Origin of the sequence: Pseudolactococcus plantarum, assembly GCF_002441715.1 — a bacterium.
Lineage (GTDB): Bacteria > Bacillota > Bacilli > Lactobacillales > Streptococcaceae > Pseudolactococcus > Pseudolactococcus plantarum.
The window spans coordinates 131,815-156,046 of the sequence record NZ_JXJX01000001.1; the positions used below are offsets into that span (position 1 = coordinate 131,815).

The 24,232-nt window shown below is 37.4% G+C and carries 28 protein-coding genes and 1 pseudogene; 24 read left to right on the forward strand and 5 right to left on the reverse strand.

Annotated features, from left to right (window positions below; all coding sequences use genetic code 11):
• Positions 1-73: 73 nt before the first annotated feature.
• Positions 74-364 (forward strand): hypothetical protein, encoded by a 291-nt coding sequence (locus tag RU87_RS00630; protein WP_068159721.1) that lies wholly within the window; start codon positions 74-76, stop codon positions 362-364.
• A 161-nt stretch (positions 365-525) separates the two neighbouring features.
• Here the strand turns inward: RU87_RS00630 and RU87_RS00635 are convergent, their stop codons facing one another.
• Positions 526-1,164: a DUF6287 domain-containing protein gene (locus RU87_RS00635; protein WP_068159718.1), complete on the reverse strand. Its 639-nt coding sequence runs from the start codon at positions 1,162-1,164 to the stop codon at positions 526-528.
• A 304-nt stretch (positions 1,165-1,468) separates the two neighbouring features.
• On the opposite strand from RU87_RS00635, the gene RU87_RS00640 reads away from it, so the two are divergent.
• From RU87_RS00640 to RU87_RS00660, 5 genes are all read left to right on the forward strand, one after another.
• Positions 1,469-2,305 (forward strand): energy-coupling factor ABC transporter ATP-binding protein, encoded by an 837-nt coding sequence (locus tag RU87_RS00640; RefSeq protein ID WP_068159715.1) that lies wholly within the window; start codon positions 1,469-1,471, stop codon positions 2,303-2,305.
• Positions 2,281-3,135, forward strand: coding sequence for an energy-coupling factor transporter ATPase (locus tag RU87_RS00645; RefSeq protein ID WP_068159712.1), 855 nt, complete (start codon positions 2,281-2,283; stop codon positions 3,133-3,135). Before RU87_RS00640 ends, RU87_RS00645 begins: the two co-directional genes overlap by 25 nt.
• Positions 3,128-3,928, forward strand: coding sequence for an energy-coupling factor transporter transmembrane component T family protein (locus tag RU87_RS00650; protein ID WP_068159709.1), 801 nt, complete (start codon positions 3,128-3,130; stop codon positions 3,926-3,928). Before RU87_RS00645 ends, RU87_RS00650 begins: the two co-directional genes overlap by 8 nt.
• Before the next feature lie 11 nt (positions 3,929-3,939).
• Positions 3,940-4,635 carry a 2,3,4,5-tetrahydropyridine-2,6-dicarboxylate N-acetyltransferase gene (gene dapD / locus RU87_RS00655; RefSeq protein WP_231860417.1) on the forward strand — a complete coding sequence of 232 codons (696 nt, stop codon included), beginning with the start codon at positions 3,940-3,942 and terminating at the stop codon, positions 4,633-4,635.
• Between the two features lie 126 nt (positions 4,636-4,761).
• Complete coding sequence (locus RU87_RS00660) at positions 4,762-5,895, forward strand: N-acetyldiaminopimelate deacetylase (RefSeq protein WP_068159707.1); 1,134 nt, start codon at positions 4,762-4,764, stop codon at positions 5,893-5,895.
• A 17-nt stretch (positions 5,896-5,912) separates the two neighbouring features.
• Here the strand turns inward: RU87_RS00660 and RU87_RS00665 are convergent.
• Positions 5,913-6,089, reverse strand: a pseudogene (locus RU87_RS00665) (RNA polymerase factor sigma-54); the annotation flags it as partial.
• Positions 6,090-6,362: 273 nt separating this feature from the next.
• Complete coding sequence (locus RU87_RS00670; RefSeq protein ID WP_068159704.1) at positions 6,363-6,941, reverse strand: NAD(P)H-dependent oxidoreductase; 579 nt, start codon at positions 6,939-6,941, stop codon at positions 6,363-6,365.
• 33 nt (positions 6,942-6,974) lie between these two features.
• Here RU87_RS00670 and RU87_RS00675 point away from each other — a divergent pair, with 33 nt between their 5' ends.
• From RU87_RS00675 to RU87_RS00690, 4 genes are all read left to right on the forward strand, one after another.
• The gene (locus RU87_RS00675) at positions 6,975-7,529 is read left to right on the forward strand and encodes a TetR/AcrR family transcriptional regulator (RefSeq protein WP_068159700.1); all 555 of its coding nucleotides are present in this window, start codon (positions 6,975-6,977) and stop codon (positions 7,527-7,529) included.
• A gap of 112 nt (positions 7,530-7,641) precedes the next feature.
• Positions 7,642-8,364: an ATP-binding cassette domain-containing protein gene (locus tag RU87_RS00680; protein WP_068159697.1), complete on the forward strand. Its 723-nt coding sequence runs from the start codon at positions 7,642-7,644 to the stop codon at positions 8,362-8,364.
• Positions 8,361-9,032 carry a methionine ABC transporter permease gene (locus RU87_RS00685; protein ID WP_068159695.1) on the forward strand — a complete coding sequence of 224 codons (672 nt, stop codon included), beginning with the start codon at positions 8,361-8,363 and terminating at the stop codon, positions 9,030-9,032. The genes RU87_RS00680 and RU87_RS00685 overlap by 4 nt, the downstream gene beginning before the upstream one ends.
• A gap of 53 nt (positions 9,033-9,085) precedes the next feature.
• Positions 9,086-9,922, forward strand: coding sequence for a MetQ/NlpA family ABC transporter substrate-binding protein (locus tag RU87_RS00690; RefSeq protein ID WP_068159692.1), 837 nt, complete (start codon positions 9,086-9,088; stop codon positions 9,920-9,922).
• A 113-nt stretch (positions 9,923-10,035) separates the two neighbouring features.
• On the opposite strand, the gene RU87_RS00695 is transcribed toward RU87_RS00690, so the two are convergent.
• Together RU87_RS00695 and RU87_RS00700 are read right to left on the reverse strand one after the other, a co-directional pair.
• Entirely contained in the window at positions 10,036-11,388 is a 1,353-nt protein-coding gene (locus RU87_RS00695; protein ID WP_068160098.1) for an MATE family efflux transporter, read from the reverse strand.
• Positions 11,389-11,637: 249 nt separating this feature from the next.
• Positions 11,638-11,835 (reverse strand): cold-shock protein, encoded by a 198-nt coding sequence (locus tag RU87_RS00700; protein WP_068159688.1) that lies wholly within the window; start codon positions 11,833-11,835, stop codon positions 11,638-11,640.
• A gap of 130 nt (positions 11,836-11,965) precedes the next feature.
• On the opposite strand from RU87_RS00700, the gene RU87_RS00705 reads away from it, so the two are divergent.
• The 14 genes from RU87_RS00705 to RU87_RS00770 all read left to right on the forward strand — a co-directional run bounded on the left by RU87_RS00705 (position 11,966) and on the right by RU87_RS00770 (position 24,108).
• Positions 11,966-12,481, forward strand: coding sequence for a 5-formyltetrahydrofolate cyclo-ligase (locus RU87_RS00705; protein ID WP_068159685.1), 516 nt, complete (start codon positions 11,966-11,968; stop codon positions 12,479-12,481).
• Between the two features lie 10 nt (positions 12,482-12,491).
• On the forward strand, positions 12,492-13,202 hold the full coding sequence (locus RU87_RS00710) for a rhomboid family intramembrane serine protease (RefSeq protein ID WP_231860416.1): 711 nt from the start codon (positions 12,492-12,494) through the stop codon (positions 13,200-13,202).
• Between the two features lie 319 nt (positions 13,203-13,521).
• Positions 13,522-13,839, forward strand: a complete 318-nt coding sequence (locus RU87_RS00715; protein WP_068159682.1) for a PTS sugar transporter subunit IIA — start codon at positions 13,522-13,524, stop codon at positions 13,837-13,839.
• An 84-nt stretch (positions 13,840-13,923) separates the two neighbouring features.
• Complete coding sequence (locus tag RU87_RS00720; RefSeq protein WP_068159680.1) at positions 13,924-15,351, forward strand: PTS sugar transporter subunit IIC; 1,428 nt, start codon at positions 13,924-13,926, stop codon at positions 15,349-15,351.
• 128 nt (positions 15,352-15,479) lie between these two features.
• Entirely contained in the window at positions 15,480-15,698 is a 219-nt protein-coding gene (locus RU87_RS00725) for a hypothetical protein (RefSeq protein WP_068159678.1), read from the forward strand.
• 208 nt (positions 15,699-15,906) lie between these two features.
• Entirely contained in the window at positions 15,907-16,329 is a 423-nt protein-coding gene (locus RU87_RS00730) for a DUF3284 domain-containing protein (protein ID WP_068159675.1), read from the forward strand.
• 236 nt (positions 16,330-16,565) lie between these two features.
• Positions 16,566-16,883: a PTS sugar transporter subunit IIA gene (locus RU87_RS00735; RefSeq protein ID WP_068159672.1), complete on the forward strand. Its 318-nt coding sequence runs from the start codon at positions 16,566-16,568 to the stop codon at positions 16,881-16,883.
• Positions 16,884-16,943: 60 nt separating this feature from the next.
• Positions 16,944-18,212: a PTS sugar transporter subunit IIC gene (locus tag RU87_RS00740; protein WP_068159668.1), complete on the forward strand. Its 1,269-nt coding sequence runs from the start codon at positions 16,944-16,946 to the stop codon at positions 18,210-18,212.
• 73 nt (positions 18,213-18,285) lie between these two features.
• Entirely contained in the window at positions 18,286-19,680 is a 1,395-nt protein-coding gene (locus RU87_RS00745; RefSeq protein WP_068159665.1) for a glycoside hydrolase family 1 protein, read from the forward strand.
• A gap of 719 nt (positions 19,681-20,399) precedes the next feature.
• On the forward strand, positions 20,400-20,891 hold the full coding sequence (locus RU87_RS00750; RefSeq protein WP_068159663.1) for a stage II sporulation protein M: 492 nt from the start codon (positions 20,400-20,402) through the stop codon (positions 20,889-20,891).
• Positions 20,888-21,088 carry a hypothetical protein gene (locus RU87_RS00755; RefSeq protein WP_096835780.1) on the forward strand — a complete coding sequence of 67 codons (201 nt, stop codon included), beginning with the start codon at positions 20,888-20,890 and terminating at the stop codon, positions 21,086-21,088. The genes RU87_RS00750 and RU87_RS00755 overlap by 4 nt, the downstream gene beginning before the upstream one ends.
• Positions 21,089-21,189: 101 nt before the next feature.
• Positions 21,190-22,263 carry an efflux RND transporter periplasmic adaptor subunit gene (locus RU87_RS00760; RefSeq protein WP_068159656.1) on the forward strand — a complete coding sequence of 358 codons (1,074 nt, stop codon included), beginning with the start codon at positions 21,190-21,192 and terminating at the stop codon, positions 22,261-22,263.
• A complete protein-coding gene (locus RU87_RS00765) occupies positions 22,250-22,915 on the forward strand; it encodes an ABC transporter ATP-binding protein (protein ID WP_068160094.1) in 666 nt (221 codons plus the stop codon). Before RU87_RS00760 ends, RU87_RS00765 begins: the two co-directional genes overlap by 14 nt.
• Complete coding sequence (locus RU87_RS00770) at positions 22,912-24,108, forward strand: ABC transporter permease (protein WP_068159653.1); 1,197 nt, start codon at positions 22,912-22,914, stop codon at positions 24,106-24,108. The genes RU87_RS00765 and RU87_RS00770 overlap by 4 nt, the downstream gene beginning before the upstream one ends.
• Positions 24,109-24,232 lie beyond the last annotated feature (124 nt).

The window sequence follows — 24,232 nt, forward strand, 5'->3', positions numbered from 1 at the left end:
ACAATACTCGTTATTGAGGTCATTTTCTATGGTACAATAGAGCTATTGCCAAAAAATGTATGGGAGAATGAGTATGAAACGATTGATGCTAGATGTTGTGAGAATCAGCGGGAAAGTTACCTGTGGTATGGTTCTCTTTGTGAGTTTTTGTTTGATTGGTTGCTTTGGCTATACCGCTATTATGAAAAATTCATTTAGTCTTCCCTTTAACTGGCTTGCCTTTTCTTACCAAACAACAGCTTCAGGCGGATATGGTGTTCAGATGGATTTTACTCAAGGGGCCATATCAGCAGTATGCACTGCGATCATCTGTATGAGCTTATTTATACTAGGTATTCAAAAAGTACCAGCTATTAAAAAATAAGTCAAAAAGGTTTTTGATTATGCCTGATAGGCATCAAACTCAACAGCAGTTGTGGGTGATTAGCAGAAATAAAGATACAAATTGGATAAGTCGGTTAGATGTTTCGCTATGACCGTGTTTAAGATAACTACAGTCGGATGGGTATCATCCGTAAACTGTAGTTATTTTACTTTATAGAAATATCGTGTAGTAGGGAAGTTACGGGTACCATTCGCATTGTTAGTATCTGTACGATCTTGTGTGACAAGTATGCGAGGTTTCGAGGTATCAGACGTATCACCATCGGGATTAGCAAAACCTATTTTTAATAACAATAAAGCAAATAAATTTTTAGAACCTGCGCCATCACCAGAACCATAAAAAGCGTAAGGTGCTTTGCCAGAATAGACAGTATTTACTTGCGTATAGTCCGTCCAATTTGGTGCACCACTTACGGTCATGCCGGTATTAGTTGTACCATCAGTATTGATGATGAGTGTCTCTCCCAATCCATTTTGCCATGTACCAGCTAAAGTGGCAAAGTTATTCTGACTAATTGCATCAATATCTAGGTCTTGTGCGGTTGTTGTGGCTGTACTTGGTTGAGGTGTTGCCGGTTCAGATGATTGAGGTTGGCTGGTAGATGTTGTCTCAGGTTCTTTTGAGGTCGTACTTGCTTGACTTGTTGTTTTCGATGCACTTTTTGTAGTACTTTTTATAGTGCTACTTTCTGTGGTTGCCTCTTTACTATTTTTTTGAGTTGAACAGCCTACAAGTAAGATCGTGCATAATAAAGTTGTTAAGATATTTAGTTTTTTCATGATGTTCTCCTCGACCAGTTATGGTAACGATGACATGGGGTGTGTTACAGGATTGTACAGTATCAGTTTATCATAATTAGCGTCTAAATTGAGAAATGAGCAAGAGGTGGGGGCGCAAAAAGACAAACAGTATATACCAACTATTTGGTAGTATTATCTCTGATAGTCTAAGAACTTGTGGAGCGTCAGTTTAGATGGTCTTTTTTTGCTTACTTATCAGTTGTTACCCGAGACTAAAATACGCTAACCGCCCGTTTGGTGCTTACTATTGCGGTTAGATGAGGTTACGTGATATAATACAGTCATGCAGAAAATTCTGGAAATAAAAAATTTAACTTATAAATATGAGGAAGCAAGCGACAGTTACGCAGTAAATGACGTGTCTTTTGATATTCTACGTGGTGAGTGGGTGTCGATTATCGGACGTAACGGGTCTGGTAAGTCGACGACCGCACGCTTGATAGACGGGCTTATGGCTGCAGCCTCAGGTGAAATATGGATTGATGGTGAGCTTTTAACACAAGAAAATGTCTGGCAACTCCGTCAAAAAATAGGCATGGTGTTTCAAAATCCAGATAATCAGTTCGTAGGGGCAACTGTCGAAGATGATGTTGCATTTGGTATGGAAAATCAAGGCGTGTCTCGAGAAGACATGCTGGCACGTGTAGGGACGGCTCTTTCACGTGTTGATATGACTAAATTCAAAACAAAGGAACCAGCACGACTATCAGGTGGCCAAAAACAGCGTGTAGCGATTGCTGGTATCGTGGCGTTGAGACCAGATATTATCATACTTGATGAAGCAACGTCAATGTTAGATCCCAAGGGACGTTTAGCGATTATCGAGGTCGTACGAGAAATCAAAGAAGCATTTGGGTTGACTGTTATTTCTATCACCCACGATTTAGATGAAGCAAGTTTGTCTGATAAAATCATCGTGATGAATAATGGTCGTGTTGAGCAAATTGCTGAGCCAAGCACGCTGTTTCTCAACCGAAATTTGGTAGAGATTGGCCTAGATATTCCATTTTCTGCTAATCTAGCGAATGATTTGCAAAAAAAGGGGTTAGAGATTCCTGAAAAATACTATACAGAAAGCGAGTTAGCTGACTTTTTATGCCAATCCATTTTGACAAAGTAACCTATACCTATCAGCCTAATACGCCTTTTGAGAGTCGCGCATTGTTTGACATTACCCTTGATATTGTCGATGGTAGTTTTACAGCAGTCGTTGGCCATACTGGTTCAGGAAAATCAACGTTATTGCAACAACTGAATGCCCTCTTGTTACCTACCTCAGGTACAGTAACAGTTGATGATATCACAATCAGATCAACCAGTAAAACGAAAGAAATTAAGCCGGTCAGAAAGCAAGTCGGTGTGGTTTTTCAATTTCCTGAAACACAGCTGTTTGATGAAACGGTGCTAAAAGATGTTGCTTTTGGGCCGCAAAATTTTGGCGTGACAAAGGAAGTAGCAGAAGAAACAGCGCGTGAAAAATTACGATTAGTTGGTATTTCAGATGAGTTGTTTGAGCGCTCACCCTTTGAATTATCTGGTGGTCAGATGCGACGTGTTGCGATTGCGGGAATTTTAGCGATGAATCCCAGTGTTTTAGTGTTAGATGAGCCAACTGCTGGACTTGACCCGAAATCTAGAATTGATATGATGCGGTTGTTTGAAAGTATCCATGCGTCTGGTGTGACACTTATTTTAGTGACACATTTGATGGATGATGTAGCAGATTATGCAGATATGATGTATGTCCTAGAAAATGGGCGCGTGATCAAATCGGGACAACCACGTCAGTTATTTCAAGATGTTGCATTTATGACGCAACATCAGTTGGGGGTACCTAGAGCAACTGAGTTTGCCCTGCTTTTACGTGCGCGAGGACAACATATTGAACAGCTACCGATTACACGTGCTGAGTTAGTGGATTATTTGACGGAGGCAGCCAAACATGGATAAATTAATCATTGGCCGCTACATTCCGGGTCATTCTATGATTCACCGTATGGATCCTCGCAGTAAGTTAATTGCGATGTTCGCTTTTGTGTTTATTATTTTTTTAGCACATGATATTGTTGGCTATGGTATCTTGGGCGTATTTGCGTTACTTGGTGTATTGCTTAGCCAAATCAAGTTGTCGTATTTTCTAAAAGGGTTAAGGCCTATGATTGGCTTGATTTTGTTTACTGTCATCTTTCAGATGCTGTTTACAACAGGTGGTGAGGTGCTTTTTCAATTTTGGATTTTAAAAATCACAACTTACTCACTACAAAATGCTTTTTTCATTTTCATGCGCTTTGTACTGATTATTTTTATGTCAACCTTGTTAACACTAACAACGCCGCCTTTAACATTGGCTGATGGCATTGAGACGGGTCTTGCACCTTTAAAAAAAATTAAGGTACCAGTTCATGAAATTGGCTTGATGTTGTCAATTTCACTCCGATTTATTCCGACCTTAATGGATGATACGACTATGATTATGAATGCACAAAAGTCGCGAGGAATGGATTTTGGTGAGGGTAATCTGATTCAGAAAGTCAAGTCTGTTATTCCAATTCTCATTCCACTATTTGTTTCAAGTTTCAGACGTGCTGATGATCTCGCAGTAGCTATGGAGAGTCGCGGGTATCAAGGTGGAGAAGGTCGGAGTAAATATCGTGTACTAAAATGGCATTTCTGTGATACACTATTACTTATAAGTTTGCTTGCGATTACAGCTATCTTAATCGGTTGGAATATGTTTAATTGAAGGAGATTATAATGTCTAATACTATGAATGCACAAGAAATTATTCAATTTATTGCGAATGCTGAGAAAAAAACAGCTGTGAAGGTGACGTTTGAAGGCGAGTTAGCTACAACTGTCCCAGATTCAGTTGTTAAGCTTGGCAATACGTTGTTTGGTGATTGGGCAGATATTGCCCCGCTTTTAAGTGGGTTAACAGAAAATAAAACGTATGTAGTAGAACAAGATGGTCGCAATTCAGCAGTTCCTTTGCTTGATAAACGTGAGATTAATGCACGAATTGAGCCAGGTGCTGTCATTAGAGATCAGGTTACGATCGGTGATAATGCTGTGATCATGATGGGTGCAGTCATCAATATCGGTGCAGAGATTGGTGCAGGTACCATGATTGATATGGGTGCTATTCTTGGCGGTCGTGCAATCGTTGGAACTAATTCACATATTGGTGCGGGCGCTGTGCTTGCAGGTGTTATCGAGCCAGCTAGTGCTGAACCAGTACGTATTGGTGATGATGTGTTAGTTGGTGCGAATGCTGTCGTTATTGAAGGTGTTCAAGTAGGCAATGGCTCTGTCGTTGCTGCTGGTGCGATCGTCACACAAGATGTTCCTGAAAATGTTGTTGTCGCTGGGGTGCCAGCACGCATCATTAAAGCAATTGATGATAAAACAAAACAAAAAACAGCTCTAGAAGATGCATTACGCACGCTTTAATTAGCCTGTTCATAACGCAATATTTGACGAAGACAGGCTTGATAGACCGTCGAGTTTGTCACAGATAAAAAGGCAAAGCGTGTTTTGCCTTTTTCGCTATTAGTATACAGATATAAGGAGACGTCTATGCTTGATCTTATTGCAATTCGTAGAGCACTACATCAGATACCAGAAATAGGGCTAGAAGAAGTTAAAACTCATGCTTATTTGATGGCTACCATTCAAGAGATGATTGCAGGTAAATCATTTGTTGAGATCAAGACATGGCAGACTGGTATTGTCCTAAAAATAAATGGCAGTGCACCTCAAAAAACGATCGGTTGGCGTACTGATATTGATGGCTTGCCTATCATAGAAGATACTGGTCTTGAGTTTGCATCACGTCATGAAGGAAATATGCATGCGTGTGGGCATGATATGCATATGACGTTAGCACTCGGTGTGTTAGAGCAGATGTTAGTGCACCAGCCTAAAAATAATTTGCTTTTTCTGTTTCAACCTGCTGAAGAAAATGAAGCAGGTGGCATGCTTATGTATGAAGCAGGTGTATTTGATGGAGAATACCATCCGGATGAATTTTATGGCCTTCATGTTCGACCTGATCTTAAGGTAGGCGATATTGCGACGAATACTGGGACTTTGTTTGCTGGAACGTGTGAGGTCAAAGTAACATTTAAAGGAACAGGTGGTCATGCAGCGTTTCCACAACATGCGAACGATGCCTTAGTTGCAGCAAGCTATTTTGTCACGCAGGTGCAAACGATTGTGAGCCGAAATGTTGACCCAATAGAAGGTGCTGTGGTCACATTTGGTAGTATGCATGCTGGGACAACAAATAATGTCATCGCAGAAACAGCTCATCTACACGGGACAATTCGAACATTAACACAAGAGATGAATGACTTGACCCAAAAGCGTATCCGCGAAATTGCTGAGGGCGTGGCACTCAGTTTTGGCTTATCTGTTGATATTGAGCTTCGACAAGGTGGTTATTTACCAGTTGAAAACAATCCAGAGTTGGCGACAGAATTGATGACTTTCTTTGATCAAGCAGAGGGTGTTAATCTCATCGATATTGCTCCAGCTATGACTGGCGAAGATTTTGGCTACCTATTATCCAAGGTGCCAGGTGTGATGTTTTGGCTTGGTATAGAGACACCTTATGCACTACATCATCCTAAAATGTCGCCTGATGAACGGGCACTTGCCTTTGGCGTGAAACACATCTCAGATTTTCTAAAAGTAAAAGCAGCCCAATAAGCAATGGGGCTGCTTTTTTAATAGCTTTTTCGCTTGCTAGAGGCTAGTATACCCAAAGCGTTTCTATATTTTACAACAGTTCTTCTAGAAATAGCTAGGTCGGATTGACTCATTAGGTCGGTTATTTTTTGATCAGACAAAGGGTGTTGTTTATCTTCAGTTTCGACTAATTGTTGTCGTTTTGATTTAACAGATAAGCTGGAAACTGCTTAACTTTTTGCGATGTTTTGACCATCAAATGATGAGAGATTTTTAAGATGGATACCTATCAAATCCAGGACGATGTTTGTAAAAAAATAATTCAGCTGTACTACTTAGCAAATAATATTATATAATTGCAATAAGATGAATTATTTTTAAATGTTATGTTAATAGTTTGTTAAAAAGTAGTTGTTTAACTTGAAACAGATAGCATAATCCGTGCTATGTCTGAAATAATGCCGAAATGACAGCATTTTAACTATAGTTCATAGTTTCAGAAAATAGTTAGCAACTTTTTTCAAGAACTGTTGTCTTTGGTTTAAGCTACTGTTTTTAACATTGGGTAAACTCAGCATTTTATTAACTTTTATCCCACACATGTCTGCTAAGATCTGTTTCTTTAAGACGTTTCCGTAGTCTTTTTGGACAAGTTTTGCAAATAGATATGGTGTGTCATGTGTGACAATGATATCAGCTGTTTTGCCTTTTAGGAGTTTAATGGGAATGAGTTTTTTTGGTGCGTAGGCATAAGCAAAGTTTTGGACGAAAACTCTGTCAATGAATCCTTTTAAGATAGCAGGCATCCCACTCCACCAGATAGGAAAGATAAAGATGATGTGATCACTATGCGTGATAGCATCTCGATAGGCTTGCGTTTCTGGATCAAATTGTAGATCTCTGCGTCTATGTACTTTATCAAAATAAAGTACAGGATTAAAGTTGTCTTGATAAAGATCAATTGTTGTGACTGTGTGTTGTTTATCAATACTCTGTAGGACAGTGTCCAAAATGTTTCCGTTTAGACTATCATGATGTGGATAGCTATAAATAATTAATATGTTCATGAACTTAGTATAACGCTTGAGTAGTCAAACACGATGAACAAAAATAAGGAAAATGGTGATTTTTTGAAAAAAGAAACGAGAAATAAGCTAATTGATGCTTTCATAGCGCTGACCAATCGTAAGACATTAGATCATATATCTATTAGTGAACTAACAACATTAGCGCAGATAAACAGAGGAACTTTTTATCTTACTTATGAAGATTTTAATGATTTTATCCTCTCTATAGAAAAAGAGCTATTAACTGGTTTTAAGAAGACGATATTTGATCATACGATAGATTGCGGATTAGGTGAAGGGATGGTTGACGTTCTAACCTATATTTATGACAATATGCCACTGCTAAAAATCTTTATGTTAGATCAAAAATTTGTTGAAAAAGTTAAAGCAATTATTGCTGACTATATTCAAGCCTTTCATAAGTTTAACGCAACGATTCCGATTGAGTATAGTCGGTCAATCTTATTAAATACAACGCTATCTATCATCCAACTTTGGATTTTTGAACCTCAGCCCAAAACAGTTAGAGAAGTTGCTGATATATTTTATAAAACCAGAACCATTGCACCGATGGATTTAGCGATATGATGAAAAATGACATCGGTCTAAAGTGATGCATTTTATTTTGTGAATCACCAAGTTTTTTGTAAAATAAAGAGTAGTCTTTTTAGATAACTAGTTAGAAGTAGAGGGGCATCAGATGATTGATGTGATTAGTGTATCTAAACGGTATTTAAATCATGTAGCATTAGAAAACTTATCATTTTCTGTTGAAAAAAATGATATTTTAGGGATTGTGGGTAAGAGTGGTTCAGGAAAAACGACCTTACTTAAACTCCTTAACTTGGTGGAGAAGCCAACAAGTGGTCAGATATTGATAGATGGAAAGACAACTGATCAACTAAGCAAAACGCAACTATCGCACTATAAAGCAAAGATTGGTGTTGTATTTCAACACTATAATCTTTTAGCGAATAAGACGGTCGCACAAAATATTGCATTGCCGTTGACATTAGTCGGTCAAAAAAATAGCAAAAAAGTAGCTGAATTATTGAACTTTGTTGGGATGTCAGAAAAAGAGAACGCGTATCCAGCTGAACTATCTGGTGGTGAAAAACAACGCGTCGCAATAGCAAGAGCGCTAGTTAGGCAGCCAGAAATTTTATTGTGCGATGAGGCAACAAGTTCTTTAGATGAAGACAATACAGCAGCGATTTTACGATTATTAAAAGATAGTCATCAAGCATTTGGCATCACTATATTTTTTGTCAGTCATGACTTGGATGCTGTTCAAAAACTTTGTAATCGTGTATTAGTTTTAGAGAAAGGACGGGTATTAGGTGAGGTCAATAACACACCTGAGCTACTATCTGAATCAGAGAGTTCTTATCTAGATAAAGTACGTCGGAGGATGGTGGAATGAGTTTAATACAGTCAGTTCAGTTTTATTTACCTGAGCTTTTGATTGCCATCAAAGAAACGTTTATCATGATGGGGATTGCCATCATGAGTTGCTTAGTTTTTGGGTTACCGCTAGGCATTATGATGTTTGATTCAAACCCACAAATAAAAGGTAAGCGGCACTTTCGGTATTGGCTATTTAATTTTTTTGTCACGTTTGTCAGATCTTTTCCGTATTTATTATTTGTCATCACCTTAATTCCTTTGACACGCTTATTACTGGGTAGAGCATTTGGACCGTATCCGGCTTCTTTTCCCTTAAGTATCATTGGTGTTGTGATTGTTGCACGTTTAGTAGAGCAGGTATTGCTAGATGTACCAGTCGAGACTAGAGCACTAGCTGATGCCTTAGGGGCAACAAAATGGCAATACATCTGGCACTTTTTATTGCCAGAAGCACGGAGTGGTCTAATTTTAGCTTATACGACTGCAATTGTCAGTTTGGTTTCTTATTCAACTGTAATGGGTATTATTGGTGGCGGAGGTATTGGTAGCTTTGCGATTTTATATGGCTATCAAAGTTATCAGTATGGGATTATGGCACTAGCGATTGCGATGATGATCCTTATTGTTTTCGTGATTCAAATGATAGGCAATACAGTCGCATACAAATTAGATAAAAGAAAATAGGACATGGTAACACTTGTCAAGTTGTTACCATAATAAAAAATAGGAGTAATATAATGAAAAAATGGGCTTTAGCAGTTGTGATGGTTGGATTAGGTCTTTCGTTAGTGGCTTGCGGTAGCAATAAGTCGAAAAATGACACAAGTGATAGTAAAACAGATAAAAAAGATAAAGTAATTACTGTTGCAAGTCAGACAACACCCATGACAGATGTCGTTAAGGTAGCTGCAAAGGTTGCCAAAAAAGAAGGTTGGGATATCAAATTAGTTCAAGTGACTGATAATGTAGCCTATAATGATATGGTTGCTAGTGGTGAAGCTGATGCTAGTTTTGCAGAACATAAACCATATATGCAAAAATACAATTCAGAAAAAAAAGCTAAATTAGTTGCGATTCAACCAATTTATAATGCTAAAGTAGGATTTTACTCTAAAGATTATAAATCAATTGATGCAATTCCCGAAGGCAGCAAAGTTGCCATCCCTAATGATCCTTCTAATCAAGGACGTGCTTTAGCTATCTTAGCTGAACAAAAATTAATTACGTTAAAATCTGGTGTAGGTGCTAACGGGACAATCAAAGATATTACTGAGAATCCAAAACACCTAGAATGGTTACAAGTAGATCTACTTAATTTATCAGCAGCCTACAGTGAACCAGGTGTCGCATTAGTTTATAATTACCCAACTTATATCGCAAAAATTGGGTTGAAACCAGCTGATGCACTATTTTTAGAGAAAAAAATTGATGGTCGTTTTGCGATTCAAGTTGTCGCAAGACAAGATAATCAAGATTCTGATAAGATAAAAGCACTGAAAAAAGCTATGACGAGCAGTACTGTTCGTGACTTTTTAGAGAAAAACCACAGTGCAACACTTGTGCCTGCGTTCTAAGTAGGCATCTGCTCGTGTTAGCGTTAAAGCAACTAAAAAAACCTTTGGTAGTAATCTACCAAAGGTTTTTTGTGTGTGATGACTCAAACTGAATTAACGCGCCTATCATAAGATTATAGGATAGACAAATTTTGCTCACTTTTCGTTTTCAAATCTTTAGTAATTCTGAAATAACTTGGTACCAGAATCACGACACTACCAATCCAGGCAGCTGGACTAGAAAATAGGACACCGATTAATCCGATTGTAAACAGTCCTAAAATGGATACACCAGCTCTCATCAGGAGTTCTGCTATACCAGCTAAAGTTGGGACTAAGCTATTACCATACCCTTGAATAAAGGAACGGACAACAAATAGTATGGCTAATAGCCAGTAAAATGCACCGTTGACTAAGTAGTAATCAAACGCTAACTGAATGATTTTTGTTTCCTTGTGACTGATAAACAGTCCTGAGAAAAACTGATTAAAGACGAGTAGCACTACGGTAAATAAAATCCCCCAGATGACATTGATAATCACTGAGTGTTTCAAGCCTATTAACATCCGTTTATATTGTCTAGCACCAAAATTTTGAGCAGTAAACGTAGTTACGGCAAGCCCTAAGCTCATCATCGGTAGCATGGCAAGTTGATCAATTTGTCTGCCGATAGCTTGCATGGCAACAACATCTGTACCGAGTTTATTTAGAACGATTTGTAAAGTTAAGCTACCAATTGCAATGATACTAGATTGAAATCCCATTGGGTAGCCAAGCCTTGCGTGTTTGTGTATTTCAATCTTATCTAACTTGAAATGTTGCTGTTTAACATGCAGTAGTGGCATTTTTAGCTTGATGTAGATCAGCAGATAAACAACTGAAAATGCTTGTGCAATAATCGTTGCGATACCAGCTCCGAATACACCAGTATGTAAGCCTAGAATGAAGTAAAATTCTAGAATAACATTGAGTACAGTAGAGATGATTAAAGCGATTAAAGGTGTTTTAGAATCTCCAAGGGCACGTAGTACATTTGATAAATAATTAAAGACTACTGTGAAAATCATCCCACCAAAGATGGCCCTCAGAAAATCATGCGCGTCAGCTATTAAATCTTTTGGTGTTTGCATCCACTCCAGTAAAGGCAGTGAAAAGGCATAAGCAATCACAGTGAGTCCTATCGATGTGATTAAGGTTAAGAAGAACCCTGTCACATAAGATTTTTTTATACCTTCTAAATCATTAGCACCAAAACGTTGTGAGATGATGATGGCAAACCCGCTGGTAATCCCTATAGCAAATCCCATGACTAAGAAATTTAGCGCACTGGTTGCACCAACCGCAGCAAATGCGTCTTTTCCCAGTGTATGTCCCACGATAATCGCATCAATGAAGTTATAAAACAGTTGAAATAAATTGCCTAAAAGCAGTGGGAGCGTAAATAATAAGATGACCTTAATTGGTGTTCCTTTTGTTAAATCTATCATAATGATTATCACATCGTTTGATGATCACAAACGACGATAGGATAGCTCCTTTCTATAGTTGTATGAGTTTAAAAGTTATGTTAAAAATTGTTGCCTTTATTTTTCTGCAATATCTTTAGTTTAACATAAAAAATAATGGCTAACATGAAAAAAATATGAGAATAAAAAACAAAACATACTTCAAAAAGTATGTTTTGTTTTACTTAACTATCTGTTTTACAACTAATAGTTAATTATATTAAGCTGGAATTAACGAGTAACGTTAACAGCTTGTAAACCGCGAGCGCCATCTTCAACGTCGTAGCTTACTGCTTGACCTTCTTCAAGAGTTTTGAAACCGTCTGTTTGGATTGCTGAGAAATGTACGAAAACGTCTTTTCCGTCTTGACCAGTGATGAAACCGAAACCTTTTTCAGCGTTAAACCATTTAACTGTACCTTGTGCCATTTTGAATCTCCTTCGCCCGTTGGGCATTTTAATTTTGTGTAAATCTGAAACCGCTTAGAAAGGATGAAACAAAATGAACCAAACTTTTTAAATCGTAAACAAACTACCCCTTTATGGTATCATAAAAGATATGAAAAAGAAAGCAGAAATACGAAAAAAAATGAAAGTATCCTTAGGGTGCTTTGACTCAGTTGAAAAAGCACGTCAGACAGCAGAGATTATAACACAATTTCAGTTATCTGATGTCTATAAACAGGCGAAGATTATTGGTGTTTTTTTGCCCATGCCATTTGAATTTGATATCACCAAAATATTTGAAGATGAAACAAAACGTTTTGTCATTCCGAAAACACTGGCTGATCATCAAATGATTTTTACAGATTATGAGCCAGATAACCTAATGATGACGGCTTTTGGTGTCAAAGAATCGATGTCAACTGTTAGTGTGACACCTGATTTAATTGTTGTGCCAGGTCTTGCGTGGAATCTAGAAGGTTACCGTGTTGGCTTTGGCGGCGGTTACTATGATCGTTACTTAGCAAACTTTCGAGGGAAGACGGTTAGCTTGGTTTATGACTTTCAGATGACCTCAGAGTTGCAACCAGAAAAATTTGATGTGCCTATTTCTAAGATATTTAAGGTATAATATAATAACTATGAATAAACTGACTAATTTTCGCAATGAATTTAATCGATATCCAACTACTTATATACTCGCAACCATTACCTTTGGGGTTTGGATGACTCAACTACTAAGATATGGTGCTCACTCCCAAAATCCAATCAACCTGTTTCATTCTGGTGCCCTATTTGGTCCAGATATCATCGCACATCCTATACATCTTTGGCGTCTTGTTACACCTATATTTGTGCATATTGGATGGGAACATTTTTTACTCAACTTTTTTACTCTGGTATTTATTGGTAGACAGATAGAGGGTGCATTTGGTAGCCAACGTTTCTTCATGATTTATCTCCTCTCAGGTATTTATGGTAATATTGTCATCTTCTTTTTAGAACCATTTTCTCTCTCAGCAGGAGCCTCAACTTCACTGTTTGGTGTATTTTCAGCTATGGCAATGATCGGATATCTGACAAAGAATAGCTCTTTTCTAGAGATCGGAAAGCAATTTGCTGTGCTTGTGTTGGCTAACTTGGTCATCAACTTGTTTCAGACAGATGTTAGTATTTCTGGACATATTGGTGGTGCTATCGGTGGGATATTACTTGCAGCACCGTTTGCACCAAGAATCGTTGCACATAGAATTTCAAAAATTCGAAAAATTATTTTCTTCACCATTTTCATTGTTTCAGCGGTCCTATTGATTTGGTTCGGACTGCATCACAGTTTTAATACGCTTTATTAAAAAAGGAAAGCTTGGATTAATTTAGGCTTTTTTTCGTGTCATTCTTTGATTAGCATTAGCTAGATTAATGTTGTGAATAAAATAATTAGTTTTTTAATGGGTTGAATCCTTGCAAAACAAAAATAAATAATGTAGAATTGGTATATACAGATGTAAGCGTTTTCTTTTTTATTATGGTTTATATGCTTTGTAAATACTAAGAAACTGTCTTAAGTTATGTCAGAATGGCTGACAAAACATCTGAACTTACACCATATCATATGTTTAATATTCGTCAATGCTGACTGTTTGAAAATGATATGAAAGAGAGAGGTGATATATGAACGATGAACAAATGGCAGAGATTATGCCATTAATTATGTATGGTGGCGAAGCAAAATCGTCTGCTATTGAGGCGATTCAAGCTGCCAAACTAGGAGACTTCGAAAAAGCTGATGAACGCCTTGATGCGGCAAATCAAGCGATTGTTTCGGCACATCATGGTCAGACAAATTTGTTAACCCAAGCAGCGAGTGGTGAAGCGGTATCTGTATCAATTTATATGGTTCATGCACAAGACCATTTGATGACAGGGATTGCTTTTGTTGATTTGGCTAGAGAAATTATTGAACTTTACAAGGTAATAAAAAAATATTGATGCCTACTTTGTCTTTTAAAGTAGTGACTCAATTTATATGCTTACTTTGTGCATAGCGTCTTAAGGGACATAAGGAGAGTTTTTATGAATGCTATTACACTTTGGATGGAGAAATACTTCGTCCCGCTAGCGGCTAAAATAGGTGGTCAAAAACACCTGATTGCCTTGCGTGATGCTTTTATTGGTACGATGCCTGCGACGATGGCAGGGGCAATTGCGGTAATGATTAATGCAATTGTTCGTGACCTACCAGCTAAGTTTTTCCCAGGATATGATGGTAGTACTGTTCCTGTTATAAAAGAAATTATTGGTATTAACGGGTTTGTATGGAATGGTACATTAGCGATTGTAGGTGTTATTTTTGCTTTCTCATGGGGATATAATCTTGCAAAAGCCTATCACGTTAATGAATTAGCTGGAGGGATCGTCTCTCTTGCGGCATTAATTCAAGGAGTTGGGTTCTCATTCTCATCAACAGCAGCAGTAAAATTACCAACAGCAGTAGCTAAAGCGATTAATGGCGGGACTGCAACAAGTGGTATGTCTTACTCAGATGGTACCTTAACTGCTGGTGGTTGGGGATGGCTGAAACTTGGCCAGTTAGATGGTAATGCTTATTTTGTCATTATGGTGATGGGTGCTTTAGCAACAATCATCTATGCAAAATTGATGCTCAAAGAAATTACCATCAAAATGCCTGATTCTGTGCCACCAGCTGTAGCTAAAGCATTTACAGCCATTATCCCAGCTACGGTCGCACTATATATTACGGCAATCATTTACTACGTCTTTAGTATAACACTTGGCAAAAATGGCGATGTCATGATTACTTGGGTCCAAAAAACAATTGCGGAACCATTTATGAATATTGGTCAAAGTTTAGGGGCTATCCTATTAGTGACCTTCCTAGTTTCTTTGATGTGGCTCTTTGGCCTCCATGGTTCAAACGTTATGGCGCCAGTTCTCGAAGGGATTTGGGGTGTCGGACTACTTAAAAATAGTAATGTTTATCAAGCAGGGGGCATGAAAGCCGTAAAAGCCGCAATCAAAGCAGGTAATGGTGATGCGTACATGTGGGTTCGTAACTCATTTGATAGCTATGCATGGTTTGGTGGTGTTGGTGGGACAATCACCCTGTTGATTATGATCTTAGCATTGTCTAAACGAGAAGATTATCGTGTGGTTGCAAAACTAGGGATAGGTCCATCTGTGTTCAATATTAATGAACCAGTTATGTTTGGTTTACCAATTGTATTGAACCCAATCTTCTTCATTCCGTTTATTTTGGCGCCATTAGCAGGTGTAACAATTGGTTATGTAGCAACAGCTCTACATTTGGTTGATCCTATTGTTACAGCGGTACCGTGGGTTGTACCACCATTCTTGATGAGTTTGATGGCAACAGCTTATGACTGGCGTGCACCAATCGTGACGCTCGTGTCATTTATTGTAGCACTTGCGATTTGGGCACCATTTGTTATCGCGGCAAATGCCACAAAATCTGTAGATTAGCGTGCGCCTATAAAAACTTCCTTTGGTATTTTAAAAGGAAGTTTTTATCTACCAAGATAATCACTCGGGCATATGTGAGACTTGCAGCACAAGAAGTTAAGTGTTAGTATGAAATCGGAGGAAATGACATGATTGTGATTCATATGGCAGCGATGCAGGATAAAGTGATTGCATTATTAGAGAATTTAGATGGGGACTTTACTTACAAATTTTCAGAAAAAAAGGGGATAAAACTATTTTTTGACGTCACAAAAGGTGCGCCAGCTCAGGCCGCTGTAGTAGCAAAAAATGCCATCAAGGCTGAACCTTGGGGAACAGCACTTTATTTCAACACTGAGGTTATTTAAACCCTATAATTAGTGTAAGAGTTATGTAGCAGCTAATCGTATAAAAAAGGAGAATCCATGCAAAAATGGGGTTGGGGATTGGTTAGTGTCGCGCTCTTAATATTTGTGACGATATATCAAAATCAAAGGTCCTTTTCATTATTTAGTTTAATATTACTGATCATTGGGATTGTCATGAACGTAAAAGGAACAAAAAAGGAGAAACAAAGTGAAGATCACAAAGACAATTGATGTACCACGTCAATTCATTTTTGACAAAATTACTGAATCTAGTTTATACGATATAAAACAAAATACAGGTAAAACACCAAAAATATCGAGCTTAACCGGGTTTGAATATCAGAAAAATTTTGGCAAAAATCAATCAGGTAAAATTAAGTTTGATGAAGTAACAGAACCGTCTATTTACGCCTTTACAACAAAAACGAATAGAAATACATTTAAAACACGTTGGGAGCTGCATAAGATTGATGATCAATCAACAGATGTTGTGATTGCTGAGGAGAGCAAGTCATCAGGGATGGTTCAAAATATCAATGATACGATCATGGCATTTATGTTTGGTAAACTCAAGAAACGTCAAATGCTTGCGATATTGGATGAAATTAGCAAGGCATATAATGGCCGTTAAGTTAAAAAATTTCAGAAATGCTAAACACCTAGACTAGTTCTAGGTGTTTAGTTTTTGTTAAATTAAGGAGTTACCTGTCGAAAAATTAAAAATATATTTAAATGTGTGAAAGGGGTTGCAAAAACATTAGGTTAATGATATTATATTGGTATAGACCACTGTTGATATTAGACATTTCTTTGATATCGACTATAGTGGCATATCATTTAAACTATTGATACTCAGAGAGGAGACATATGAACGATGAACAAATGGCGGTTATTATGCCGCTAATTATGTACGGTGGTGAAGCAAAATCATCAGCTGTTGAAGCAATTCAAGCAGCTAAAGCAGGAGATTTTGACAAAGCTGATGAACGGATTAAAGCTGCGAGTCAAGCGATTGTTGAAGCACACCACGGTCAGACTGATCTACTAACAAAAGCAGCTAATGGTGAAGAGGTACCAGTCTCAATCTATATGGTACACGCACAAGATCATTTGATGACAGGGATTGCTTTTGTAGACTTAGCAAAAGAAATTATCGAACTTTATCGTGTTATGCCGAAGCAATAGGTCATTAGATAAAGCAAAAAGAAACGGCGCTAACTAGCGTCAATACAAGGAGGACTAGTAATGGACGGATTTGTTCAATGGATGGAAAAATATTTCATGCCAAAAGCATCTAAAATTGCAGCACAACGGCACTTAATCGCCATTCGTGATGCATTTGTAACAACGATGCCTTTAATGATTTTAGGGGCACTCGCAACCTTAATTAATAACCTGCCAATCCCAGGATATGAAGAGTTATTAAATAAAATTTTCCCAATGATGTACAACAAAGCACCAATATGGAAAAGCTTTGGTGGTAACATTTGGAATGGTACGTTTGCAATTTTTGCCATATTAGTGGCCTTCTTAGTTGCACATAACTTAGTTAAATCTTATGGTAAAGATGGTATCGCAGCTGGTACAGTATCGGTTGCATCATTCTTTGCAGTAGGTGGCCTTCAAGGTATGGGCGCAACTGGATTATTTATCGCTTTATTGATTGCGATTATTTCAGGAGAACTATTCCAACGCTTGTCAGGTAATCCAAAATTAGTGATCAAAATGCCTGATGGTGTACCGCCAGCAGTTGCAAAATCTTTTGCGGCTTTATTACCTGCTATGATTACTGTCGGCGTATTTAGCTTATTTACATCAATTCTATTTGCTTTAGGTGTTGATAATATTGTGCTTTCTTTCTATAAAGCCGTTCAAGAACCGTTCATGGGTCTAGCCAATAGCTATCCATCAGCATTGTTATTAGCGTTTGTGACACCATTCCTCTGGTTCTTTGGCCTACATGGCGCTAACATGGTAGATCCATTAATGCAGACAATTAATGTACCAGCGATTGATGCAAATATTAAAGCAGTAGAAGCAGGAACTAAAATTCCTTATATCGTCAATAAACCTTTCTTTGACTCATTTGTAAACTTAGGTGGTACTGGTGCAACACTTGCGCTATTGATTGCAATCTTAATCGTTGGTCGTCGTAATAAGCCATTTAAAGTGGTGACTAACTTGAGTTTGGCACCTGGTATTTTCAATATTAATGAACCAGTGATGTTTGGGTTACCAATCGTTTTAAACCCAATCATGTTTATTCCGTTCATTCTCGTACCAATGGTACTTGTAACAGTTGCCTATATTGCGACAGCTACGGGTATAGTACCCGCTGCAACGTTCATGCCACCATGGGTAACACCACCAATTATTGGTGGATTCCTAGCAACGAAAAGTATTGCTGGTGGGGTACTTGCTGCTGTTAACTTACTGATTGCAGTTGTGATTTACCTCCCATTTGTAAAAGTAGCCACTGATCAATATTTGAAACAAGAAGCTACAGAAGACTAAAAAATAGAGGATTGAGCCATCATCATACGAATGATAGGTTCAATTCTTTTGTTATAGAAAAGGAAGAAACGTTATGTCTTATCAATTTCCAAAAAATTTTTGGTGGGGATCTGCAGCAAGTGGCCCACAAACAGAAGGTGTTTTTGAAGGTGATCATAAAGGCGAAAATATCTGGGATTATTGGTACAAAACACAACCAGACAAATTTTTTAATCAAGTAGGGCCAAATCTAACATCACAAGTTTATCAAAAATACCAAGAAGATATCCAGTTAATGGTAGAAACAGGTCATAATTCTTTTCGAACGTCTATTCAATGGAGTCGCTTAATCCCAGATCCAACAACTGGAGTGATTAATGAAGCAGCAGTCAAGTTTTATAATCAACTGATAGACGACTTGTTGGCGAACGGTATCGACCCTTTTATTAATTTGTATCATTTTGATATGCCCATGATTCTCCAAGAAAAAGGTGGTTGGGAAAGTCTTGAGGTTGTCGAGCTTTATGTCGCTTATGCTAAAACATGTTTTGAATTGTTTGGCGATCGTGTTAAAAAGTGGTTTACCCATAACGAGCCGATCGTGCCTGTCGAAGGTGGTTATCTTTATGGCTGGCATTATCCTGATAAAGTTGATTTAAAAGCAGGCATTCAAGTCCTATATCATGAGGCTTTAGCTAGCGCTAAGGCGATTGCAGCCTATCACGCCATGGATTTAGATGGTGAAATCGGTATTGTCTTAAATTTGACACCGACTTATCCAAGAGATGAGCAAAACGAAGCAGACCTTGCAGCTGCTCAATTTGTAGATGGTTTCTTTAATCGCTCATTTCTAGATCCAGCTGTTAAAGGTCATTTCCCGCAAGATATGATTGACTGGGCCAAGGCAAATGAGTTACTCCCTCAAACGACACCAGAAGATTTAGCCATTATCGCAGAGAATATTGTTGACTTATTAGGGGTTAACTACTATCAACCGCGTCGTGCCAAAGCAAAAGAAACACCAGTAGAAAAGCGTGAAGCAGGCTTGCTTCCAGAAGACTTTTATGATGTTTATGATATGCCAGGCAAGAAAATGAATCCTTATCGTGGTTGGGAGATATACGAAAAGGGAATCTACGATACACTGATTAACTTAAAAGAGAATTATGGTAATATCAGGTGTTATATTTCTGAAAACGGTATGGGTGTTGAAGGAGAAGAACGTTTTGTCAACAGTAATGGCATGATAGAAGATGACTATCGCATTGAATTTGTGACAGAGCATTTAAAATGGGTCCATCGTGCTATCCAAGAAGGTAGTCAAGTACAAGGCTATCATATGTGGACATGTATGGATAACTGGTCTTGGTTAAATGCCTATAAAAATAGATATGGCTTTGTTGCTGTTGATCTCGACAATGATGCAAAAAGAACAATTAAAAAAAGTGGCTATTGGTTCAAAACAGTTAGAGATAACAATGGATTTTGATCTCTAATGCGTGAAACGTCGCTAATACCAAAAAATAGTTATATCAAAAAAGACGACGATATGTTGTCTTTTTTTGATGTTAATGGCTGTAGTTTGAATAATGGTAGATGCTGTATTGATTAGATAACTGTCTGTTTAGTGTGTTAACATAATCTTTAATCTTGTGTGTCATATTGATGTCAATAAATAAGCATCCGTTGACCATAGTCAGTGTTTTTGTATAGACCAATTATTAAAAAGTTTCATATATTCAACTTTTTAAATATCGTTTTTTTTAATGATAAAATTAAAGGATAAGGTTGATAGTGTATTGCTTATCAATCTTATCCTGACAAGTCGACAGTCAGGTGTTAAAAATCAGATTCGTAGTCCTAAATTTTTTTGTTTTTATATTTTAAATTATCTTGATCAAGTCATTTAAAATATGAAGATGTTGCTAGTTTCGCGATGCTCAGTAGTTACTTTTATGATATGTATCGTAATTATAAAAAGACCACATTTGTGTTGACTGTTTCATTTTAAAATTCAAGTATTGCATTTCTTTTATAATATTAAGCTACGTTTTATTATCAAAATCTATGAATGTACTTGGGGTATGAAGAGCATTCTTTGTGAAAATTTGTATGTAGTATTGTTACAATTGTTACTTTTAAAAAAGAAATATCTGTGTTATAATTAAACTCTTTTACAGAACGCACGTAATATAAAGGAGGATGTGTTTGATAAACAAAACTGATGTAAAAAAAGATTTTTGGCTAACTTTTTCGCTTTCGATGATAGGCTTAGTGGTTGGCATATGTATAACTAAATTATCGGGTGTAGGGATAACGCATGCTCTTAAAAAAATGGCATTCCATGAAATATTTAATCATAATGCAGGAGTCGCTTTATTAATTTTAACTATTGGGGCGCTGACATTCGGTGTTGGAGGTCTAGTGATTTTATTTCTTAACGGTGTCACAATGGGAATAGCAAGTGGCAGTTTGTCTCTAGAACAAATAATATTACTACTGTTACCTTATACCGTATTTGAATTATTGTCATTTGTTTGTGTTGCTTTAGCAGGTATAGCTATTGCTAAAAATATAAGGGAATTTAGGAAAGGAAAAAAATTTAGCAGTTTAATTAATGACTGGCCATATGTTCGTCTGCTGTTGGCTGTTACCTTCTTTTTATTAGCTATCGCGGGTTTTATTGAGGTCTATTTATGATAAATAAAAAGGAGATGAAACGATTGCTATATAAGAAAGAGGCAACATTACCAAGTTTTATTGAGATATTTTTGTTTATTGCAACCATTTCGGGTGCTGTTCATTACAAAGCATGGTTTGTTTTGATATTGCTACTTTTAGTTAATTTACCTGAGTTAATCGTTGTGTTTCGTGCAATAAAAAAATATGGTCAATGATACTATTATAATGCTAAGAGCTGTTATAGTTAGCGGATCAAATTTTTTATTTGCTAGCAGCACAGCGATAAAGTTAGAGAGGCGTTGATTGAGGATTAGAAATGAAAAAAATGTATAAGAAACATCCGGTAGTTGTTATATTAACGAGCATTATTAGCATAATGATTATCGGTATAGTGGTTTTATCAACTGTGTTACCTAAAGGAAATTCTAGTAAGACGAAAGATTATTCGCTTTACACCGTAAAGGCTCAGGCAGATGATATTTTTAAAGGTAGTGTGATCGCAAAAACATCAACAGACTATAGAGATGATGCAGCCCTTGGTGAACTTTCTCAAGTTAATGTTTCAGATGGACAGGAAGTGAAGGCTGGCGATGTTTTGTTGACCTATACAAAACCTACTGATGATTTATCAAGCCAAGAGTTTGCGATCAAAGGAGCTGAAAACGATTTAGCAAATGCTCAAGCCGATTTAGCTGAGGCAGAGAAAAAAGATGTTAAACTGCGTAATGACTTTAACAAGTCGAAAGATGATAGCGAAAGACAAGCCATTAATGCTCAGATTGAAACGAATCATGAGTCTTGGAAAGCTGCACAACGTGCGATAACTACTAGTGTGCTAGCACGTGATCAAGCAAAGGCTGCACTGGATGGTCAAAAGGCAAAACAAACAGCTACTGTAACTGCTAAAACGGACGGTTTTGTGATTATGGGTAACAAGTCAGAAACGTCACCTTTACTTAGTGTTGTTAGTCGTGATACGCTCGTTAATGGTAAGGTGTCAGAATATGATTACGATAAGCTCAAGGTGAACGATGTGGTAACGGTCGAAACGATTGATTTAGCAAAAAAAATCACAGGAAAAATTACCTATATCTCGCCAGTTCCAGAAAAAGCAAGCTCTGAAACAGCAGCGAGTCAGTATGCGTTTAAGGTTAATTTAGATGAACACTTGCAAAATGGCTATACAGTTCAGATTCATAAAAAAAACGAGACACTTTATATTCCTAAGTCTGCTGTTAAAAATGGAAAAGTTTACCTGAAAAATGGGAAAAAATTTGATCGTGTAGCCGTTGAAACTAAGGAAACGACTAGTGGCTTACAAGTTATCTCTGGTCTAAAGATAGGTGATAAGCTCATCAAGGAGGCATCAGATTATGTTGATACGCCTTGAGAATATTACAAAAACCTATGCACTCGCGAGACAAGAATTTACCGTTTTAAACGCTATCTCATTAACCATTTCTGAGGGTGATTTTGTTGGCATTATGGGGCGTAGTGGGTCTGGAAAGTCCACGTTGGTTAATCTAATAGGCTTTCTAGATACGAAATTTAAGGGCACCTACTATTTTGAAGATAAATTAGTCGAACAATATACAGATGATGATTTATCTAAAATCAGAAATGAAAATGTTGGATTTGTCTTTCAAAATTTTGGATTGATTGAAAAGATGACAGTTGGGCAAAATGTCGAACTGCCTTTGTTGTACGCTGGTGTTTCTCATCAGGAAAAAACGCGTTTAGTTTTGGAAAGTTTAGAAAAAGTTGGGTTAGCTGATTTTGTGAATCAGTCTGTCAAACTTTTATCTGGTGGTCAAAGACAGCGCGTCGCCATTGCCCGTGCGATTGTCAAATCACCTAAATTTATTATCGCAGATGAACCAACTGGTGCACTGGATAGTAAGACATCTCTTGAAATCATGCAATTATTTACGGAATTAAATCAACTTAGTGGTGTGACAATTATTTTAGTCACGCATGATGCCAATTTGATGTCGTATTGTACTCGTGAGATTAAGGTGGCTGATGGTGAGGTGATAATGTGAATGTGATTACGATTATCAAAAATGCCTATCAAGCACTTCGCCAAAATATGCGGCGAAGTATTTTAACAATGATCGGGATTGTCATTGGTATTGCTAGTGTGATTACAATTTTGTCATTAGGACGCGGATTTGAAGCGTATACAATCAAAAATCTGACAGCTTCTAATGAGAAAAATGTAGCAGTTAATATTAACTATTCGCCGACAGACTATGAGCAATTCAGTACTAATAAAATGCGTTATTTTTCTGATGAAGATTTGAGAGTTGTGCGTGACATTGAGGGCGTGGAAAAAGTCGACTATGTTAAATCAGATGACGATTTTTTGACGGTTGAGTTACAGGTAGCAGCAAAAAAGATAACTAGACATCTAGGCTTTGTTAAATTTGATAAAGAAAGAGTTGTGATTGGTCGCTCGATTACGCCCGAGGAAAATGAAACGCACCAAAGAGTCGCTATCATTAGTCGAGAAACAGCAAAAGATATTAATGCTAACCAAGATAGGGTATTAGGAACAGGGATTGAGATAAAAGGTGAGTTGTATCAGATTGTTGGGATTTATGAAAGTGGTTCATCAGGTCTATTTGACATGAACCCTGATGTTAAGATTCCTAAAAAGTCCTATCAGTATTATACTAATAATGAAGGGAATCCTACGCAGATAAAAATCACCGTTGCGAGTGATTATAAGCCAAGTAAAATCGCACAAAAAGTCATCAAGAAACTTGAAACAGTAGGTGTGAGTCGTAATTTTGGAGACTATTCGACTTTTGATATGAGTTCGTTAACAGACGGGATTGGCAAAGTTTTGAAGATGTTGACTTACTTTATTTCAGCTATAGCGGGTATTTCTCTCTTTATTGCAGGTGTGGGTGTTATGAATATGATGTATACATCTGTTTCTGAACGGACACAAGAAATTGGGGTTCGTCGTAGTGTTGGTGCAAGAAGACGTGACATCCGGAATCAATTCCTGGCTGAGGGTCTAATGCTAACGATATCTGCTGGTGTAATCGGTTATATCATTGGGTATTTAATTGCTCTGCTGGTATCTGCCTTTTTACCATTTAAAGTCTCACCTGACTTATTTACAATTTCTCTAACGCTAATCATTACAATCGTGATTGGCCTAGTCTTTTCGATCACGCCAGCCAATATGGCTGCACGAAAAGATCTGGTTGAGATATTAAGATAAAGCATTAATATAGATAACTTGCTCTAAGCATTCAGGCAAAAATTTTATTCAAAAGATTTTGTTGCTAGGTTAAATAAGTTAATCAAGAAATTGAACCGGCCTTTTCTAGTTCAATTTCTTTTTT

Bases quoted from the DNA above. Each gene is read 5' to 3' on its own strand.
- RU87_RS00735 (WP_068159672.1), top strand. From the start codon at position 16,566: ATGAACGATGAACAAATGGCGGTTATTATGCCGCTAATTATGTACGGT.
- RU87_RS00760 (WP_068159656.1), top strand. From the start codon at position 21,190: ATGAAAAAAATGTATAAGAAACATCCGGTAGTTGTTATATTAACGAGC.
- RU87_RS00650 (WP_068159709.1), top strand. From the start codon at position 3,128: ATGGATAAATTAATCATTGGCCGCTACATTCCGGGTCATTCTATGATT.
- RU87_RS00630 (WP_068159721.1), top strand. From the start codon at position 74: ATGAAACGATTGATGCTAGATGTTGTGAGAATCAGCGGGAAAGTTACC.
- RU87_RS00720 (WP_068159680.1), top strand. From the start codon at position 13,924: ATGAATGCTATTACACTTTGGATGGAGAAATACTTCGTCCCGCTAGCG.
- dapD (WP_231860417.1), top strand. From the start codon at position 3,940: ATGTCTAATACTATGAATGCACAAGAAATTATTCAATTTATTGCGAAT.
- RU87_RS00670 (WP_068159704.1), bottom strand. From the start codon at position 6,941: ATGAACATATTAATTATTTATAGCTATCCACATCATGATAGTCTAAAC.
- RU87_RS00640 (WP_068159715.1), top strand. From the start codon at position 1,469: ATGCAGAAAATTCTGGAAATAAAAAATTTAACTTATAAATATGAGGAA.
- RU87_RS00695 (WP_068160098.1), bottom strand. From the start codon at position 11,388: ATGATAGATTTAACAAAAGGAACACCAATTAAGGTCATCTTATTATTT.
- RU87_RS00725 (WP_068159678.1), top strand. From the start codon at position 15,480: ATGATTGTGATTCATATGGCAGCGATGCAGGATAAAGTGATTGCATTA.
- RU87_RS00705 (WP_068159685.1), top strand. From the start codon at position 11,966: ATGAAAAAGAAAGCAGAAATACGAAAAAAAATGAAAGTATCCTTAGGG.
- RU87_RS00740 (WP_068159668.1), top strand. From the start codon at position 16,944: ATGGACGGATTTGTTCAATGGATGGAAAAATATTTCATGCCAAAAGCA.
- RU87_RS00700 (WP_068159688.1), bottom strand. From the start codon at position 11,835: ATGGCACAAGGTACAGTTAAATGGTTTAACGCTGAAAAAGGTTTCGGT.
- RU87_RS00635 (WP_068159718.1), bottom strand. From the start codon at position 1,164: ATGAAAAAACTAAATATCTTAACAACTTTATTATGCACGATCTTACTT.
- RU87_RS00745 (WP_068159665.1), top strand. From the start codon at position 18,286: ATGTCTTATCAATTTCCAAAAAATTTTTGGTGGGGATCTGCAGCAAGT.
- RU87_RS00755 (WP_096835780.1), top strand. From the start codon at position 20,888: ATGATAAATAAAAAGGAGATGAAACGATTGCTATATAAGAAAGAGGCA.
- RU87_RS00715 (WP_068159682.1), top strand. From the start codon at position 13,522: ATGAACGATGAACAAATGGCAGAGATTATGCCATTAATTATGTATGGT.
- RU87_RS00710 (WP_231860416.1), top strand. From the start codon at position 12,492: ATGAATAAACTGACTAATTTTCGCAATGAATTTAATCGATATCCAACT.
- RU87_RS00685 (WP_068159695.1), top strand. From the start codon at position 8,361: ATGAGTTTAATACAGTCAGTTCAGTTTTATTTACCTGAGCTTTTGATT.
- RU87_RS00680 (WP_068159697.1), top strand. From the start codon at position 7,642: ATGATTGATGTGATTAGTGTATCTAAACGGTATTTAAATCATGTAGCA.
- RU87_RS00675 (WP_068159700.1), top strand. From the start codon at position 6,975: ATGAACAAAAATAAGGAAAATGGTGATTTTTTGAAAAAAGAAACGAGA.
- RU87_RS00645 (WP_068159712.1), top strand. From the start codon at position 2,281: ATGCCAATCCATTTTGACAAAGTAACCTATACCTATCAGCCTAATACG.
- RU87_RS00690 (WP_068159692.1), top strand. From the start codon at position 9,086: ATGAAAAAATGGGCTTTAGCAGTTGTGATGGTTGGATTAGGTCTTTCG.
- RU87_RS00660 (WP_068159707.1), top strand. From the start codon at position 4,762: ATGCTTGATCTTATTGCAATTCGTAGAGCACTACATCAGATACCAGAA.